The organism is Anaerostipes sp. CAG:276 (assembly GCF_000432215.1).
Classification (GTDB): domain Bacteria; phylum Bacillota; class Clostridia; order Lachnospirales; family Lachnospiraceae; genus Anaerostipes; species Anaerostipes caccae.
Map to the genome: position 1 here is coordinate 14,634 of NZ_FR889181.1, position 18,287 is coordinate 32,920.

The window sequence follows — 18,287 nt, forward strand, 5'->3', positions numbered from 1 at the left end:
GCGGCCAGAAGCGTTGTCACCTGGGGTGTGCTGATCGGCGCATGGGCCCACACGGTTTTCATCACTTTATATTCGGCATCTGAAATCTGGGGAATCGGTTTCATAGGTCCACTCCTTTTAATCTTACAAATGTAGTATATAAAATTATAACACAGGATGTTATAAAAAGTAAAGCCGGAACCGTGCAGCACTATGGTTCCAGCTTTTTTAAGATGTTTAAGGTAGTCCGGGCCGCCTGTTTTAAATCGTTTAAATCCTCTTCCGGCAGCCGGTCAAAGGACTGCTTGAGATGATTGATAAAAGCCTGTTTTGCTTTCTGTATCATACATGTGCCCTTTTCGGATAGCCGAATGTAGACATATTTCCGATTTTCCTCATCCATGTACCGCTCCACAAGACCTTCCTTTGCCAGGGGAGCCACTGCCCGAGTCGTCTGTTCTTTTGACGAACCGATATATTTGGACAGCCTGGACATCGTAAGGCAAGGTTTGACTTCCAGCGCAAACAGGATGGACAGCTGGCTTTTCGTCAGATTCAGATCTTTCATATCCAGAGAACTGAAAATCAGTTTCCGGCACAGAGGGAATATTTCAAACAGAGATACGGCGATCCCCGTTGATTCTGCCTGATTCATGTTTTATACTCTCCTTAATTTTCTTTGATACTTATCTACAGTATAATCAGTTAATTGATAAGTGTCAATGGTTGACAAAAATCAAATATTGAGGTATGATGAAAAAATACCAGGAAATGTAAAGGAGGTATCCAGAATGAAATACAAGAAGACGAGCAGCATTATCAGAGAGTATACAGATTCCTATTCTAAGCTGTGTACGGAGAGCTGTACGGTTCCGAAGGAGCTGTATTCCCAGTTCGGCGTAAAGAGGGGACTGAGAGATGAAAACGGTACGGGTGTCCTGGCAGGACTCACAAATATTTCATCAATCCAGGCGTATGAAGAGATTGACGGGAAAAAGGTACCGTGCGACGGGCGGCTCCTGTACCGAGGCTATGATATTATTGACCTCACAAGAAATTTTGTACAAAACCGCAGGTTTGGTTTTGAGGAGACTGCATATCTTCTGCTGTTCGGGGAACTTCCAAACGAAACGAAACTGGCAGAATTTAAAGACGTCCTTTCACTCTGCAGGACACTTCCAAGGAACTTTACCCGAGACGTTATTATGAAAGCGGCCAACGCAGACATCATGAACTCTCTGACAAAGAGTGTGCTGAATCTGGCGTCCTATGACCCGAAGGCAGCCGATATCTCCATGCCGAATGTTCTCCGGCAGAGCCTGATGCTGATCAGTGTATTTCCGATGCTGGCAGTCTACGGCTACCATGCATATAATCATTATGTAAAGCAGGAGAGTTTTTATATCCACCGTCCGGACGAAAAACTTTCTGCGGCTGAGAATATTTTGCGGATGCTCCGTCCGGACATGAAGTATACAGAACTGGAAGCCAAGGTACTTGACATCGCACTTGTGCTGCATATGGAGCACGGAGGAGGAAATAACTCCGCATTTACGACCCATGTGGTCACATCCGCCGGGTCTGATACATATTCAGTCATTGCGGCAGCCTTATCTTCTTTGAAAGGGCCCAAACACGGCGGCGCCAATATTAAAGTCGTCCAGATGATGCAGGATCTCAGGAAAAGTGTAAAGGACGTCAAAGACGAAGATGAGGTGAAGGCATATTTGCTGAAGCTGCTGAACAGAGAGGCCTTTGATAAAAAGGGCCTGATCTACGGCATGGGACACGCGGTGTATTCGATCTCCGATCCGAGAGCGCTGATCTTTAAGAGCTTTGTGGAGAAACTTGCGAAAGAAAAGGGCCGGGATGATGATTTCGCACTTTATTCATCAGTGGAAAAACTGGCAACCCAGGCCATTGCGGAGGAGCGGAAGATCTACAAAGGCGTCAGCGCCAACGTAGACTATTACAGCGGATTTGTTTACAGCATGCTGGATATTCCGCTGGAATTGTTCACACCGATCTTTGCCATGGCGAGGATCGTCGGCTGGAGCGCCCACAGGCTGGAGGCTGGAGCGCCCACAGGCTGGAGGAGCTTACCAACGTGGATAAGATCATACGACCTGCCTATAAGAGTGTGGCAGAAGAAAAGAAGTATATTCCCATGGAAGAGCGCTGATCTTAATCTCAGCGGGGAACGGCTGCTGCCGTCTCAGAAGAATCCTGTGAAGTTTCCAGCTTCTGCATCTGAATAAATTCATGACGGCCAAGGAAAAAGGCGGTGACGGCGGCAATCCCGTCCGCGATGGGACCTGCATACATGACTCCATCGATTCCTAAAAATATAGGAAGCAGCAGGATCAGAGGGAGCAAAAACAGTATCTGCCTGGTGAGGGATAAGAAAATCCCTTTCCAGGCTTTTCCTATGGAACTGAAAAAGTTGGACACAATAGGCTGGAGTCCGTTTATAAAAACCATAAAAAGATAAATGCGGAAATAGCGCTCGGCAAAGTGAAAATAGGCCGCGCTTCCCTTCCCGAAAATACTGACGATCTGTCTCGGAATCAGCTGAAAACAGATAAATGCAGCGGAGAAGATAGCGGTAACGGTTATGATCTCTTTTTTCAGGGTGTCACGGACCCTTCCATACAGCTGTGCGCCGTAGTTGAAGCCTAGGATAGGCTGACATCCCTGGGCGATGCCGATGGCAAATGCCATGACAAAAGCGTTGACCTTGATGATCACACCCGCACACGCAAGGGGGATATCACTTCCGTAGGAGGACAGGGCACCGTAGTATGCCAGGGTGTTGTTTAAAGCGATCTGCACGGCCATCATGGCAATCTGGTTGAAGAAGCTGGCGATGCCGATGGACACAATGGCCTTTAGATTGTCCGCATTGATCTTCAGGCAGTCTTTTGTGAGCTTCATGGTACGGAACCTTGTGAGATAGGCAGCGGCCATGACACAGGAGACGATCTGGCCGATGACGGTAGCAGCGGCTCCGCCGGCGATGCCCCAATGGAATCCAAAGATAAACAGAGGGTCCAGGCAGGTGTTGATGACGGCTCCGGTCACCATGACGACCATAGAATATCTGGGGCTGCCGTCAGACCGGATCAGATTGCAGAATCCGTTGGTGGCGATCAGAAACGGAAATCCCAGTGCGGTGATCCTCGTGTAGGTCAGGGCATAGGGAAATACCTGTTTCGTGGAACCGAAGGCGATCAGGATCGGTTTCAGGAACAGCAGGGAAAAAATACTTAAGGCAAGGCCCGAGAGGATCAGGAGAGAGATCGAGGTGCCTGCAAAGCTTTTTGCTTTTTCGTTTTCTCCTCTTCCCATATTTAAGTTAAAATTGGAGGCACCGCCGATTCCGATGAGCAGTGAAAGGGCGATGCATATATTGACGAAGGGAAACGCCACGTTGGTTGCCGCATTGCCGAGCATGCCGACTCCCTGGCCGATGAAGATCTGGTCTACAATATTGTAGAGGGAGCTCACCAGCATGGCGATCACGCTCGGTACGGAATATTTGGCAATAAGCCGGCCGGTGCTCTCAAAGGCCAGCGGATTGTCCCTGACTGACTGCTGCTGTTCCATAATTCATATCTCTCTTTCTTATCTATGATATACAAAATCTAACATATGGTTTCCGGCCCGTGTGAGGAATTCCAGAAACAGATGTTTTTCTTCGTCGGTGAAATCTTCAAGAATCTTTGAGTTCCAGCGCTTCAGGGCGTCTTTGATTACCGGGCATACGTCTTTTGCTCTTTGGGTCGGATAGATGTTGTAGCAGCGTCTGTTGTCTCTGTTCTGTACCCGGACAATATAATTTTCCTTTTCCAGGTGGGCAAGAGCTCTCGTCACGTTGCTGGCATTGACGTTGAACGCGGTCAGCAGGTCTTCCTGGGCAATGCCCGGATCTTCGCAGATTTTTAAGATATAAATGTGCTGGCTGCTGTTAAACCCCAGATTTTTGAATTCTTTATCCAGCTGCATTTTGGTAAAGCGGGATATGGTTGATATCCATTTTAAAAAGCCTTTCACTGATCTACTCCTTTATAACAGTTGCGTGCGCAATAAATGATAACTTTATGATACCGCTGGAAAAAAAGATTGTCAAGGCGTATGATAATCGTAAGGATGATGTATCAGGCAAAGAATTTCGGGAAAAATCAATGTAAGATGAAGAAAGAGAAAGAAGGATGTTTAAATGGAAAAGTTTATTTGTATCCCGGATTCTTTTCAGGGAACGGCAACTTCTCTCGAAGTGTGCCGGATTATGAGCAGAAAAATTTTAGAGATATATCCGGACAGTGAGGTGATTGCCATCCCTGCGGCAGACGGAGGGGAGGGCAGTGTGGATGTGTTTTTGAAGGTTTTTGGCGGAGAGAAGGTCCGGATTGAGGTAAAAGATCCATATTTTCATGACATCAGCGCTTCCTATGGTTTGGTGGACAACGGCAGAGTGGCTGTGATCGAGATGGCTTCCTGCGCGGGAATTCCTATGGCGGGAAAGACGAAGAATCCGGAGATCACCACGACATACGGAGTGGGACAGCTGATTCTCTCTGCCGCCCAGAGGGGAGCCGAGATCATCATCGTCGGACTGGGGGACTCGTGTACGAACGACGGGGGATGCGGCATGGCTTCCGCACTGGGCGTTCAGTTTTTTGACAGAGAACAGCAGACGTTTATCCCAAACGGAGGGACGCTGATGGATATCCGCTATATTGACAAATCAGGGCTCGCAAAAGAGCTATCAGGGGTGGAAATCATCACGATGTGTGATATGAACAGCCCTCTCTATGGACTTCGGGGAGCGGCCCATGTCTGTGCGCCCCAAAAGGGAGCAGACTCGGAACAGGTGGCACATTTGGACCAGGGACTGATCCACCTGTGTACAAGGATCAGAGAAGATATCAACCTGGATGTGTCGGAAATTCCGGGGGCAGGAGCGGCAGGAGGCATGGGAGCAGGCATGGCCGCATTTCTGGGATCGAAACTTAATATGGGAATTGAGGTTGTTCTTGACATGGTGCATTTCAATGATATCGCCCGGGGCGCAAAGCTCATCCTGACCGGAGAAGGCAGGCTTGACGGGGAAAGCCTCTGCGGAAAAGTTGTGGACGGAGTAGCCGGGAGAGCCAGGGCCCTGGGGATACCGTCGGCGGCTGTTGTCGGAGGTGTCGGAGAAGGAATTGACGGAATCTATGAAAAAGGGCTTTCGGCCGTCTTTCCCATCAATCAAAGACCTCAGGATTTTTCGGAGAGCCGTTTCTATACGGAAGAAAACATCGCGTTTGCGGTGGAAAATATCCTTCGCCTTGTCAGGGCTTTAGAAAAATAGGGAGGAGAGTTATGTTTGTCCAGTTAAACAGCATCAAGATGTATTATAAACGATATGGCAGCGGAAGGCCGCTGATTCTGCTGCACGGCAATGGGGAAGACCACACGATTTTCAGGGAGGTCATAAAACCGCTGTCCAAAAATTTTACGCTTTATCTGCCGGATGCCAGAGGACATGGGAGAAGCTCGGGCACAGAGGAGTTTCACTATGTGGACATGGCATCCGATATGCTTCAGTTTATCAAAAAGCTCAGGATTGAAAGTCCGGCTTTTTACGGCTTCAGTGACGGAGGGATCGTGGGGCTTCTGCTGGCATCCAGAAGGCCGGGACTCTTGTCTCATCTGATTATAAGCGGAGCCAATATCAATCCCGGAGGCCTGAAAGCAGAGCTCAGGATTCCGCTGAAGATTTCTTATTTTTGGTCCCGGGACCCGAAGGTGAAGCTGATGCTTACAGAACCTCATATTTCCAGAAGTCAGCTGAGGGCTATAAGGGCAAAAACTCTCGTCCTTGCCGGAGGAAGGGATCTGGTCAAAGAGAGCCAGACGAGAGAGATCGCCAGGCTGATTCCAAGAGCCAGATTAAGGATCTTAAAGGGGGAGAGCCATGAGAGCTATGTGGTTCATAATAAAACGCTGGCAGAGATTATCGAACACGAACTTCTGCGTTAGCAATTTGTCACCGCAAAGGTCTTGCAAAGAAGAATCGGCGGGCATATACTAAAGGAACTAAATTTGATCTTCTGATATGAAAAATCCAAAGGAAAGAGGTATAAATATGAAAGATTTAAAGACGCTGAAAATCGGCCTTTTGGGGTACGGGACTGTGGGAACCGGAGTTTACAAGCTGGTGGAGAGTCAGAAGGAAGAGATGCCCCATAAAATCGGAGCGAATCTCTCAGTGGCAAAGATCCTTGTGAGGGATAAGACAAAAAAGAGGGACGGAATTGACCAGAGCCTGCTCACAGACCGTTTTGAAGATATCATAGAGGATGAGGACATCCAGATCGTCGTGGAAGTGATGGGAGGAATCGAGCCTGCCAGAACCTACATAAATGCTGCTCTGAGAGCAGGAAAGCACGTAGTTACCGCCAACAAGGATCTGATCGCGGAGCATGGAAAGGAACTTTTGGACGAGGCTTCCGCCAATGGATGTGACCTGCTGTTTGAGGCGGCGGTGGCCGGTGGGATTCCGATCCTCCGCCCGTTAAAGCAGTGCCTGGCGGGGAACCATCTGTCCGAAGTCATGGGGATCGTAAACGGCACCACAAACTTTATCCTCTCCAAGATGACACAGGAGGGAATGGAATTTTTGGATGCTCTTATGCTTGCCACGGAACTTGGTTATGCGGAGGCAGATCCCACAGCGGATATCGAAGGGTACGATGCGGGGCGGAAAGTTGCCATCATGGCCTCCATCGCATTTAATTCCAGAGTCACTTTTTCAGATGTTTATACGGAAGGGATTACAAAGATTACGTCCAGAGATATTGCCTACGCTAAAGAGATGGGCTGTACCATCAAGCTTTTGGGCGTGGCGAAAAACACGCCGGAAGGCATCGAAGTGCGTGTCCACCCGATGCTGATTCCAAGCGGCCATCCGCTGGCAAAGGTGGATGACTCCTTCAATGCGGTGTTTGTCCACGGAGACGCCGTGGATGATGCCATGTTCTATGGAAGAGGTGCGGGAGAACTGCCGACAGCCAGCGCCATCATGGGCGACGTGATCGACGTGGCGAGAAATATCCAGTTTGACTGCTGCGGAAGGATCAGCTGCACTTGTTATAAGGATCTGCCGATCAAGAAGATCAATGAAATAGAGAGCAGATATTTTCTGAGGCTTAAAGTCGAGGACAGGGCAGGAGTGCTTGCAAAGATCGCGGATACACTGGGCAGATATAATGTCAGCATCTCCCAGGTGATCCAGAAAGACAGCAGGGAAGGAACAGCTGAGCTGGTTGTCATTACCGCAAAAGTAAAAGAGCAGAACTTCTCTGACGCGCTGGCGACCATCGCTGAGATGCAAACGACAAAGAAAGTTTCCAGCGTCATCCGGGTATATTAAGTATCCGCGGATGTCTGTCCGGCTTCTCTGGATTCAGCCCTGGAGTAAAGAAGCACGCCTCCTATCGTGATGAGTCCGCCAAGGATCTGAAGGACAGCGGGAAGTTCCTGAAATAAAAAGACTGCAAATACAGATGCCACCACAGGTTCGCACAGCTTGGAGGCCGATACAAAGGCCGGTGAGAAAAATTTCAGGCACCAGCTGAAGATGCTGTGGCCTAATAAAGTGGAAAAAATACTTAACAAAAGCCCGACGACTGCCGGGCTTTTTCCATGCCCGAAAAGTGAATTTCCCTGGACCAGCAAAGCAAATACCAGCGATATGGAGCAGAATCCATATACGATATATGTATAGCTCACCGTGGACATCTCCGTCCGGGCGATCCGTCCGATCAGCGTATATACCGCCACAAAGACAGCGGCGGCCAGGGCCAGCATGTCTCCGTACAGGCTGCCGTGGGAACCGGCAGAGTCGGAAAATGCGATCAGGATGCTTCCGGCCAGAGTGATGACAATGCTTATGAGTGCAGTTCGGGACAGATGCCCCTTCATAAAAATGGTGAAGCCAAGGGCGACCCAGATGACTTCCGTACAAACGATGGCCGTGGAGCTTGCGACGGTGGTGTGGGAGAGGGATTCAAACCAGAAGGTAAAATGCAGGGCCAGAAAAATACCGCTGACCGCACAGAGACAGACGGTTTTCCGGTCGGTCTGTCTGAGCTCGGCAAGGTATCTTTTTTTTCCAAGAACAACCGGCGTCATCAGGAGCACCGTCCACAAAAGGCGGTATGCCGCAGTCACCGAAGAAGGGGCCGCAGAATATTTGACAAAAATTGCCGAAAGGGATATCCCTATGATTCCGATGACGATCATAGCCATTGGATGTTTTTCTAATAATTTCATAACAACTCTCTTTTCTATCGTAATTATAAATCTTAGTATACCACATCTTTACACAATTTTAATGCCCTTCCCCTCTACCTTAACACTAATTTTATTTTCTCTGTGATAAGCTTTTTAATCATAAAGGAGGATATGAAGAATGAATACAGTTATTTGTCTGATTGGTGTCACAGTGCTGGCACTGCTTGTCTATTTAGTCATCGTCTTGCTGAAAGGAGAGAATATGTAATGGGAACGATATTGCAGTATGTACTTTATCTCGTCATCCTGGCGGCACTTGCCATTCCGCTTGGAAAATACATCGGTAAGATCATGGATGGAGAAAAAGTGTTTTTATCAAGGCTTCTTCGTCCTGTGGAGCATGGCATCTATAAGATCATGCACGTAAAGGAAGAGGAAGAGATGGGATGGAAACGGTACGCGGGAAGCGTATTCATGTTCAGCATCACGGCACTGATCGTGCTGATGCTGATCCACATGTTCCAGGGAGTCCTTCCGTGGAATCCTCAGGGGCAAAAAGGAATTTCATGGGATCTGGCATTCAACAATGCAGTCAGTTTTGTGACGAACACCAACTGGCAGGCGTACAGCGGTGAATCCGCGCTGAGTTATTTCACTCAGGCCATGGGGCTTACGGTGCAGAATTTTTTGTCCGCAGCGGTTGGAATCGCAGTTCTATTTGCGCTGATTCGGGGATTTATTAAAGTAAAATCCAAGGGTCTCGGGAACTTCTGGGTGGATCTCACGAGGATTACACTTTACCTTTTGATTCCTCTGTGCATTGTATCTTCCCTGGTCCTCGTATCTCAGGGTGTTGTGCAGAACTTCAGCGCTTATGAGACCGTGGATCTGGTAGAACCGATCACAATGGAAGACGGCACCGAGGTGACACAGCAGATCGTGCCCCAGGGTCCGGCAGCCAGCCAGATTGCCATCAAACAGGCGGGAACAAACGGAGGAGGATTCTTCGGAGTCAATTCAGCACATCCGCTTGAAAATCCCACAGCACTGTCCAACATGGTGGAAATGATTTCTCTTCTTCTGATTCCGGCAGCACTGTGTTTTACATTCGGAAGACAGGTAAAAAATAAAAAACAAGGCTTTGCCATATTTATGGCTATGTTCCTTATGCTTGCGGTATCTCTCGGAGTTGTCGGATATAACGAACAGAAAGGAACCCCTCAGCTGGCAAATGAGCAGACGGTTGATCTGAGTACAGACAATCAGCCGGGCGGAAATATGGAGGGCAAAGAGTCGAGATTCGGAATTGCCACATCGGCCACATGGGCTGCATTTACGACGGCGGCATCCAACGGCTCCGTAAACTCCATGCATGACAGCTATACACCGATCGGAGGTATGGTGCCGATGCTTCTGATGCAGCTCGGTGAGGTAGTGTTCGGAGGTACCGGATGCGGACTCTATGGAATGCTGGGATTTGCGATCCTCACGGTATTTATCGCAGGGCTCATGGTCGGGCGGACGCCGGAATTTCTCGGAAAGAAGATCGAGCCTTTTGAAATGAAAATGGCAGTGTTAGTCTGCCTTGCCACACCGGTTGCAATTCTTGTAGGAAGCGGTATCGCGGCGCTGCTGCCTCAGGTGGCGGACAGTCTCAATAACCCTGGAGCCCATGGCTTTTCTGAGATCCTGTATGCCTACTCATCTGCCGGAGGAAACAACGGTTCCGCATTTGCCGGCTTCGGAGCAGATACGGTATTTTTAAATGTAAGCCTGGGACTGGTCATGCTGTTTGTAAGATTTCTTCCAATATTTGCAGTCCTTGCGATTGCAGGAAGCCTCGCTCAAAAGAAAAAGGTCGCACAGACGGCGGGAACGCTTTCAACGACAAACGCCATGTTTGTATTTTTGCTCATTCTGGTTGTATTGATCGTCGGAGCACTAAGTTTCTTCCCGGCACTCTCATTAGGACCGATTGCAGAATTTTTTCAGATGTAGAATTTAGGATAGGTGGTTAAGAATATGGAAAAAAAGAAAAGTGCTCTGACGGATAAAAAGATGCTGTTAAGAGCCGTGAAAGATTCATTTGTGAAACTTGCCCCAAAGACGCAGGTAAAGAATCCGGTCATGATGCTCGTCTATGTATCTGCGGTCATGACGACCATTCTCTTCCTGATCTCGCTTATGGGTATTCAGGATGCCCCTTCCGGCTTTACCCTGGCCATCGCAGTCATTCTGTGGTTTACCGTAATTTTTGCAAACTTTGCGGAGGCCATTGCGGAAGGAAGAGGAAAGGCACAGGCAGACGCCCTGCGCGCATCCAAAAAGGATGTACCGGCAAATAAGATTCCTTCTCTGGATAAGAAAGATCAGGTGACGGTGGTGCCGTCCAATCAGTTAAACAAAGGTGATATTGTGATTATAAAGGCAGGGGAACAGATCCCTGCCGACGGAGATGTCATCGACGGCGCTGCATCTGTAGATGAGAGCGCTATTACCGGCGAGTCTGCCCCGGTCATCCGGGAGAGCGGCGGTGACCGGAGTGCGGTAACCGGAGGGACCACAGTTATTTCCGACTGGCTCGCTGTAAAAGTAACAAGTGAGCCGGGCAAGAGTTTTATGGATAAGATGATTGCCATGGTGGAGGGTGCTTCCAGAAAGAAGACCCCGAATGAGATCGCGCTTCAGATCTTCCTGGTTGCGCTGTCTATCATTTTTATCTTAGTGACCGTATCCCTGTACTCCTATTCCGTATTTTCAGCAAAGCAGGCAGGGGTCGATAATCCTACATCTGTCACCTCACTTGTGGCACTGCTTGTCTGCCTGGCACCGACAACCATCGGAGCACTGCTCTCATCCATCGGAATTGCGGGAATGAGCCGGTTAAATCAGGCTAATGTACTTGCCATGAGCGGCCGGGCGATCGAAGCAGCCGGTGATGTAGATACACTGATGCTTGACAAGACCGGAACGATCACTCTCGGAAACCGTCAGGCCAGTGAGTTTATCCCGGTGGACCGAAACAGCATAGAAGAGCTTGCGGACGCGGCACAGCTGGCATCCCTGCCGGATGAGACACCGGAAGGACGGAGCATTGTAGTTCTTGCAAAGGAACAGTTTGGACTTAGGGGAAGAAATTTAAATGAGTTACATATGGAGTTTGTTCCATTCTCTGCCAGGACAAGAATGAGCGGCGTAAATTACGACGGCACTCAGATAAGAAAAGGTGCGGCCGATGCAGTCAGGGAGTATGTGACGGCAGGTGGAGGAATCTTCAGCCCCCAGTGTCAGGAAGTAGTGGACGGCATTGCAAGAAAAGGAGGGACACCTCTTGTAGTGGCAAAGAATCAAAAGGTTCTCGGTGTTATTTACTTAAAGGATATCATTAAGAAGGGCGTAAAAGAAAAATTCGCCGATCTGAGGAAAATGGGAATCAAGACAGTGATGATCACAGGAGACAATCCGCTGACTGCGGCAGCCATTGCGGCAGAAGCGGGAGTCGATGACTTTCTCGCTGAGGCCACTCCGGAGGGAAAACTCGATATGATCAGGGATCTGCAGAAAAAGGGTCATCTTGTTGCTATGACCGGCGACGGAACCAACGATGCGCCCGCTTTGGCACAGGCCGATGTAGCCGTGGCCATGAACACCGGTACTCAGGCGGCAAAAGAAGCCGGGAACATGGTGGATCTGGATTCCTCACCGACGAAGCTGATTGACATTGTCAGGATCGGAAAACAGCTGCTTATGACAAGAGGAAGTCTTACAACTTTCAGCATCGCCAATGATATAGCAAAATATTTTGCCATCATCCCGGCTATGTTTGTGGGATTGTATCCCGGACTCCAGACGCTGAACCTTATGCGGCTGGACAGCCCGATGAGTGCGATTCTTTCGGCTATCATATACAATGCGCTGATCATCATTGCACTGATCCCTCTGGCACTGAAAGGCGTTAAATACAGGGAAGTATCTGCGGGGGCGCTGCTTTCAAGAAACCTTTTGGTTTATGGACTCGGAGGGATCATCACACCGTTTATCTGTATCAAGGCCATCGATGTGATACTCGTCACGCTGGGCCTGGTTTAAAGAAAGGATGTTTTCAGTTATGAGTAAAATATTAAAAGAAGATCTGCCCAAAGCGGCACTGATTTTGCTGATCTTTTCCATTATATGCGGGCTGCTTTATACACTGGCTGTCACCGGAATCTCCCAGCTGCTCTTTCCGGATAAGGCCAACGGCAGCATTGTAGAAGTGAACGGAAAGAAATATGGATCTGAGCTTTTGGCACAGCAGTTCAATGATGAAAAGCATATGTGGGGAAGGATCATGAACGTGGATACAAAGACATTTACCGACAAGGACGGCAGTCCGGTCATGTATGCGTCACCGTCAAACCTGACTCCGGCAGGGGAGACGAAACAGAAGGACAAGGGAGAACTCAAAGAGGATGAAAAACAGATGAAAGAGCTTGTCGCCGACCGTGTGGCCATGATCAGGAAGGCAAATCCGGAACAGACAGACAAGAAGGTGCCGGTGGACCTGGTGACCTGTTCGGGAAGCGGCCTGGACCCTGGAATTTCCGTGGCAGCGGCCGAGTATCAGATTCCGCGTCTCGTGAAAACTACTGGTAAATCTGAGGCGGAATTAAGGAAGATCGTGGATAAGTACACGGTCCATAAATTTCTTGGAATCTTTGGAGAGGAGTATGTCAATGTACTGAAAGTAAACCTTGCCCTGGAAGGAATTTTGAAATAACAGGAAATCTGTCTTTATTGGATAGAAGAAAGCCTTACCGTGGAGTATAATCCATGGTAAGGTTCTATGTGTTCAGGGAGGAAAAGAAATGGAAGAAGAGATGCGCCGGAATCCGGACCGGATTTTAAAACAGATTCACAGAGAAGAGACGGAACAGGCACGGGCGAGTGGAAAGCTGAAAATATTTTTCGGGTATGCCGCGGGGGTAGGTAAGACTTATTCAATGCTGAAAGCGGCACATGATGCACTGGAACAGGGGAGGGATACGGTCATTGGGTATATCGAGCCTCATACCAGGCCGGAGACGATGGCTTTAGTGAAAGGACTCGAGACCGTACCAGTGAAAGAAATTGAATACAATGGGATGAATTTAAGGGAACTTGACCTGGACGGGGTTATAAAAAGGCATCCTCAGCTTGTGCTTGTGGATGAGCTGGCTCATACCAACGGCATGGGATGCCGGCATAAAAAGAGATACCAGGATGTGGAAGAAATCTTAAAAGCGGGGATCGATGTGTATACAACAGTCAATGTCCAGCACATCGAGAGTTTAAATGATATTGTGGCATCCATCACCGGGGTGATTGTGAGAGAGCGGATTCCTGACAGCGTGTTTGATAACGCGGATTCTGTGGAATTGGCCGATATCGAACCCGAAGATTTATTAAAACGTCTGAAGGCGGGGAAAATCTACCGGGAAGCCCAGGCGGGAAAGGCCATGCAGAACTTTTTTATTGAGAGCAATCTGGTTGCGCTCAGAGAGATAGCACTTCGAAGGACTGCAGACCGGGTGAATCATATCTCTGAGCAGCAGAAGGAGCAGGAGGGAAAAGAGGGCTATTATACGGATGAACACATTTTAATCTGCCTGTCTCCGTCTCCTTCCAACCAGAAAGTGATCCGCACTGCTTCGAGGATGAGCAGGGCGTTCCATGGGAAATTTACGGCAGTTTTTGTAAAAACAGAGGCGGCTGACAAAATATCTTTGGATGACGAACAGAGGCTGGTGGAAAATGTCCGGCTTGCAGAACAGCTGGGGGCAAAGATCACGACGATTTTTGGGGAAGATATTCCCGAGCAGATTGCAGGCTATGCAAAGGCTGCAGGAGTGTCCAAGATCGTTATCGGACGGTCGGTAAACAGGAGCGTCTTTGCGGCCAGACATAACTTTGCCGACAGGCTTTCGGCTCTGGCACCGAATCTGGACATTTATATCATTCCGGACCAGCAGGCTGCTCCTGACTCAGGGAGGAGAACATTCTGGAATAAAGAAAAAATCCGGGTCAGATCCGAAGACGTCATCAGGACAGCATCTATTTTCGTGTTTGTGACAGCGCTGGGACTATGGTTTCAGAGCATCGGATTCAGCGAATCCAATATTATTACAATCTATATTCTGGGGACACTGATCACCGCGCTGGTGACGGAATACAGGTTTTACAGTCTTTTGTTTTCCGTGTGCAGCGTTTTGTGTTTTAACTTTCTGTTCATTCAGCCGCTGTTTACACTCAATGTCTATGGCAGCGGGTATCCGGTCACGTTTGCGATCATGCTTTTGTCAGCACTGATCAGCGGAAATCTGATGACCAGAGTAAAACAGCAGGCCAGGGCAGCATCCATCCAGGCGTACCGGACGGGAATTCTGCTGGAGACAAACCGCAGGCTCCAGAATGCCGCAGACAGGGAGGAGATCATAGAGCTTTCCTCAAAGCAGATGACAAGGCTTCTGGATCGTGCTATTATTTTCTATGATGCAGAGGATGACAGACTGTTGGAACCCAGAACCTATGGGAATAAAACGCAGACAGATTTCAGCCGCTATTTAACTCATGAGGAACGGGCTGTTGCGGAATGGGTGCGAAAGAATAATAAACATGCGGGGGCTACCACCGACACTCTTCCGGGAGCGAAAGGTCTTTACCTGGCAGTGAGAAGTGCTGACCATGTCCACGGCGTCATCGGGATCTGCCTGGAGAAGACCAAACTGGACACTTTTGAAAAAGAGCTGATGATTTCTATGCTGGATGAGATCGGTCTGGCTCTGGAAAAGGATAAGATCGCGGCCAGCCAGAAAGAGGCGGAACTAAAGGCCCAGAGAGAAGAGTTTCGGGCAAATCTGCTTCGCTCTATCTCTCATGACCTGAGGACTCCCCTCACAAGCATTTCAGGAAATGCCGGTGTTTTAAGACAGAGTTCGGACCAGATCAGTGAGGAAAAGAAACAGGAACTGTACACGGATATCTATGACGATGCCATGTGGCTGATCAACCTGGTGGAAAATCTGCTTTCTGTCACCAGGATTGAGAATGGGACAATGAAGATTGAAAAGGAGCCGGAGATCGTGGAGGAAGTGATCCTGGAGGCTGTGAAACACATTGACAGGAGAAAAAATGAGCATCATATCCATATCCGCATAGATGACGATATGATGATGGCGGATATGGATGCCAAGCTGATGATTCAGGTGATCATCAATCTGGTGGACAACGCCATCAAGTATACAGGAAAAGGTTCCCATATCGATATCTCTGCGGAGAAGAAAAACGGAAAGGTACTCATAGAGGTAGCCGACGACGGGGAAGGGATTTCTGATGAGGCAAAGACCAGGCTGTTTGATATGTTTTATACGGGAAGCAAAACCGTGGCGGACAGCCGCCGGAGCATGGGCATGGGGCTTGCTCTTTGTAAATCCATCGTTCAGGCACACGGAGGCACGATCACTGTCAGGGACCGGAAACCCAGGGGAACTGTATTTTCATTTGAACTGCAGGCTGAGGAGGTAATTGTACATGGATAGACCATTGATTCTCGTTGTGGAGGATGACAAAGCAGTGAAAAATCTGATTACTACTACACTGGATATTGAGGGATACCGTTACCATACGGCGGGCCGGGCACAGGAGGCCATGGTGGAGGCTGTGTCCCAGAAGCCTGATATTATGCTTCTGGATCTGGGACTTCCGGATATGGACGGCATGGAGATCATCAGCAAGGTAAGGAGCTGGTCCAAAATGCCGATTATTGTGGTTAGTGCCAGAAGTGATGACGAAGATAAGATTGAGGCATTGAATGCAGGAGCCGATGATTATCTGACAAAACCTTTTAATGTAGAGGAACTGCTGGCAAGACTCAGGGTCAGTTTGAGAAGACTTCATGACTTTTCGGATGCTGCACAGGAAGAAGCTGTTTTCACAAACGGAGGGCTTGAGATCGATTACAGCTCGGGCTGTGTGTCACTGGACGGAAAAGAACTTCATTTGACACCGATTGAATATAAGCTGCTCTGTCTGCTTTCCAGAAACGTGGGAAAGGTTCTGACACACAACTTCATCTTAAATGATGTGTGGAAGAGCGCACTGGACAGTGACGTGACATCTCTTCGGGTCTATATGGCAAATCTGCGCAAGAAGATTGAAACAGATTCCTCTCATCCAAAATATATCCAGACTCATGTGGGAATCGGGTACCGGATGATGAAGATAGAATAGGGTGACCGCATGAAAACAGGGAAAAACAAAGAATCAGCAGGCAGCCGCATCTTGATCACGGCGGGATTCCTTTTGCTGGCTTCTGCCGTGGGTATATGTTTCAGGGAGCTGCACTTTCAGGAGTCTAATATTGTTATCGTCTACATGCTGTCTGTACTCCTGACATCCAGGTTTACGGAAGGATATGTTTTTGGCCTTACAGCTTCCGTCATCGCAACATTTCTTTTCAACTGGCTGTTTACAAAGCCTTACTACTCTTTCGCCGTATACAATCCGGGGTATCTGATCACATTTGTTATCATGACGATAACGGCGATTTGTACCAGCGCCCTTACGACCAGGGTGAAGGAAGATGCGGTGAGGGCACAGGAGAAAGAGGCTGAGATTGAGCAGGAGCGGTACCGGGGTAATCTTCTGCGGGCCATTTCCCACGATCTGAGGACGCCTCTGTCAGGCATCATGGGAACGTCCGAAATGCTTATTGGCATGACCAGTGAGGATGATCCACGGCATGAGATGGCCGTCGGTATCCACAAAGACGCGGACTGGCTGCATTCTCTGGTGGAAAATATATTAAGCCTTACGAGGCTGCAGGACGGAAGACTAAAGATCAAGAAAGAACCGGAGGCTCTGGAGGAAGTCATCGGCGGCGCCATCGCACTGATCTTAAAGAGAGCTCCGGAGCAGAAAATTCAGGTGGAGATGCCGGAAGAAGTTCTCATGATCCCAATGGATGCCAGGCTTATGGAGCAGGTATTTGTGAATCTTTTGGATAACGCGGTCAAACATTCTGAACCGTCAGACCAGATTACGATAACTGTGGAGGCGCCGGAGCGGGAATCCGGCATCCGTATCGAGGTGGCAGACCGGGGAGAAGGGATTTCGGACGCAGATCTTCCGAACATTTTCGAGACGTTCTATACTTCCAGTACAAGAGATGCAGATTCAAAACAGGGGATCGGGCTCGGCCTGGCGATTTGCGATACCATAATAAAAGCACACGGAGGGAGCATCAGGGCGGAGAACCGCGCCGACGGGAAGGGCGCCGTCTTTACTCTTAAGATTCCCGTAAACAAGGAGGAAGGAAGCAATGGAGCATTATCATGAACGGATTCTGATCGTGGAAGATGATCCCCAGATAAGAAATTTCATAGGCTATGCTTTGAGGCAGGAGGGATTTGGATGTATCACGGCTAATTCCGGGGAAAGTGCACTGAATGCCCTGGTCTCAGAGCCGGTGGACATGATGCTTCTGGACCTGGGCCTTCCCAGAATGGACGGCATGGATGTGCTTAAAAATGTCAGGGAGTGGTCAGAGATGCCGGTCATCATCGTATCGGCGAGGGACCAGGACAAAGAAAAGGCTGCGGCACTGGATGCAGGGGCTGACGATTATCTGACCAAACCGTTTTCAGCCACGGAACTGCTGGCAAGAATCCGGGTGGCATTCCGCCATTATTATAAAGGAACCGCGGCAAAGGAACAGACCTCCTTTGAAGTTGGAGGCCTGAAACTGGATCTTCACAAGCGGGCTGTTTTTCTGGAAGGAAAAGTTCTGCATTTAACGCCTATGGAATATCAGCTTCTCGCCCTGCTGTTTAAAAATATGGGCCGGGTTCTGACGACAAGCTATATCATCAAAGAAATATGGGGAGAAGGCTACGGCAGGGATACCCAGGCACTGAGAGCCCTGATGGCAGCACTCAGGAGAAAAATAGAGAAGACGCCGGCCAATCCGAGATATATTCTGACAGAGATTGGGGTAGGCTACCGTCTGG

At 48.9% G+C, this 18,287-nt stretch carries 14 protein-coding genes and 1 pseudogene; 11 read left to right on the top strand and 4 right to left on the bottom strand.

Translation table 11 applies throughout. The annotated features are described in order from the left end of the window. Positions 1–190: 190 nt before the first annotated feature. Positions 191–634 carry a MarR family winged helix-turn-helix transcriptional regulator gene (locus QVP35_RS05420; protein ID WP_006566592.1) on the bottom strand — a complete coding sequence of 148 codons (444 nt, stop codon included), beginning with the start codon at positions 632–634 and terminating at the stop codon, positions 191–193. Between the two features lie 136 nt (positions 635–770). Here QVP35_RS05420 and QVP35_RS05425 point away from each other — a divergent pair. Further along, positions 771–2,161, top strand: a pseudogene (locus tag QVP35_RS05425) (citrate/2-methylcitrate synthase). An 8-nt stretch (positions 2,162–2,169) separates the two neighbouring features. Here QVP35_RS05425 and QVP35_RS05430 read toward each other — a convergent pair. Together QVP35_RS05430 and QVP35_RS05435 are read right to left on the bottom strand one after the other, a co-directional pair. Next, positions 2,170–3,585 carry an MATE family efflux transporter gene (locus tag QVP35_RS05430; RefSeq protein WP_009289107.1) on the bottom strand — a complete coding sequence of 472 codons (1,416 nt, stop codon included), beginning with the start codon at positions 3,583–3,585 and terminating at the stop codon, positions 2,170–2,172. Positions 3,586–3,603: 18 nt separating this feature from the next. Then, on the bottom strand, positions 3,604–4,032 hold the full coding sequence (locus QVP35_RS05435; RefSeq protein WP_009289106.1) for a MarR family transcriptional regulator: 429 nt from the start codon (positions 4,030–4,032) through the stop codon (positions 3,604–3,606). A gap of 166 nt (positions 4,033–4,198) precedes the next feature. Between QVP35_RS05435 and QVP35_RS05440 the strand changes: the two genes are divergently transcribed. The 3 genes from QVP35_RS05440 (at position 4,199) to QVP35_RS05450 (ending at position 7,399) form a co-directional block, all read left to right on the top strand. Further along, the gene (locus tag QVP35_RS05440) at positions 4,199–5,335 is read left to right on the top strand and encodes a glycerate kinase family protein (RefSeq protein WP_009289105.1); all 1,137 of its coding nucleotides are present in this window, start codon (positions 4,199–4,201) and stop codon (positions 5,333–5,335) included. Positions 5,336–5,346: 11 nt separating this feature from the next. Then, a complete protein-coding gene (locus QVP35_RS05445) occupies positions 5,347–6,006 on the top strand; it encodes an alpha/beta fold hydrolase (protein WP_006566586.1) in 660 nt (219 codons plus the stop codon). Positions 6,007–6,112: 106 nt separating this feature from the next. Next, a complete protein-coding gene (locus tag QVP35_RS05450; RefSeq protein ID WP_022260873.1) occupies positions 6,113–7,399 on the top strand; it encodes a homoserine dehydrogenase in 1,287 nt (428 codons plus the stop codon). On the opposite strand, the gene QVP35_RS05455 is transcribed toward QVP35_RS05450, so the two are convergent. Then, on the bottom strand, positions 7,396–8,301 hold the full coding sequence (locus QVP35_RS05455) for a DMT family transporter (protein WP_006566584.1): 906 nt from the start codon (positions 8,299–8,301) through the stop codon (positions 7,396–7,398). The two genes, QVP35_RS05450 and QVP35_RS05455, sit on opposite strands and share 4 nt — an antisense overlap. Before the next feature lie 228 nt (positions 8,302–8,529). Between QVP35_RS05455 and kdpA the strand changes: the two genes are divergently transcribed. The 7 genes from kdpA to QVP35_RS05490 form a co-directional block, all read left to right on the top strand. Continuing rightward, positions 8,530–10,260, top strand: coding sequence for a potassium-transporting ATPase subunit KdpA (gene kdpA / locus QVP35_RS05460; RefSeq protein ID WP_009289102.1), 1,731 nt, complete (start codon positions 8,530–8,532; stop codon positions 10,258–10,260). Positions 10,261–10,284: 24 nt separating this feature from the next. Continuing rightward, positions 10,285–12,351, top strand: coding sequence for a potassium-transporting ATPase subunit KdpB (kdpB, locus tag QVP35_RS05465; RefSeq protein WP_006566581.1), 2,067 nt, complete (start codon positions 10,285–10,287; stop codon positions 12,349–12,351). Between the two features lie 19 nt (positions 12,352–12,370). Further along, positions 12,371–13,021 carry a potassium-transporting ATPase subunit C gene (locus tag QVP35_RS05470; RefSeq protein WP_009289101.1) on the top strand — a complete coding sequence of 217 codons (651 nt, stop codon included), beginning with the start codon at positions 12,371–12,373 and terminating at the stop codon, positions 13,019–13,021. Positions 13,022–13,109: 88 nt separating this feature from the next. After that, a complete protein-coding gene (locus QVP35_RS05475) occupies positions 13,110–15,818 on the top strand; it encodes a sensor histidine kinase (RefSeq protein ID WP_009289100.1) in 2,709 nt (902 codons plus the stop codon). Next, complete coding sequence (locus QVP35_RS05480; protein WP_006566578.1) at positions 15,811–16,509, top strand: response regulator; 699 nt, start codon at positions 15,811–15,813, stop codon at positions 16,507–16,509. The genes QVP35_RS05475 and QVP35_RS05480 overlap by 8 nt, the downstream gene beginning before the upstream one ends. A 9-nt stretch (positions 16,510–16,518) precedes the next feature. After that, complete coding sequence (locus QVP35_RS05485) at positions 16,519–17,616, top strand: sensor histidine kinase (protein WP_006566577.1); 1,098 nt, start codon at positions 16,519–16,521, stop codon at positions 17,614–17,616. Then, positions 17,600–18,287 (top strand): response regulator transcription factor (locus QVP35_RS05490; protein WP_288187763.1); only part of this gene is annotated, 688 nt, incomplete at its 3' end. The genes QVP35_RS05485 and QVP35_RS05490, both read left to right, overlap by 17 nt.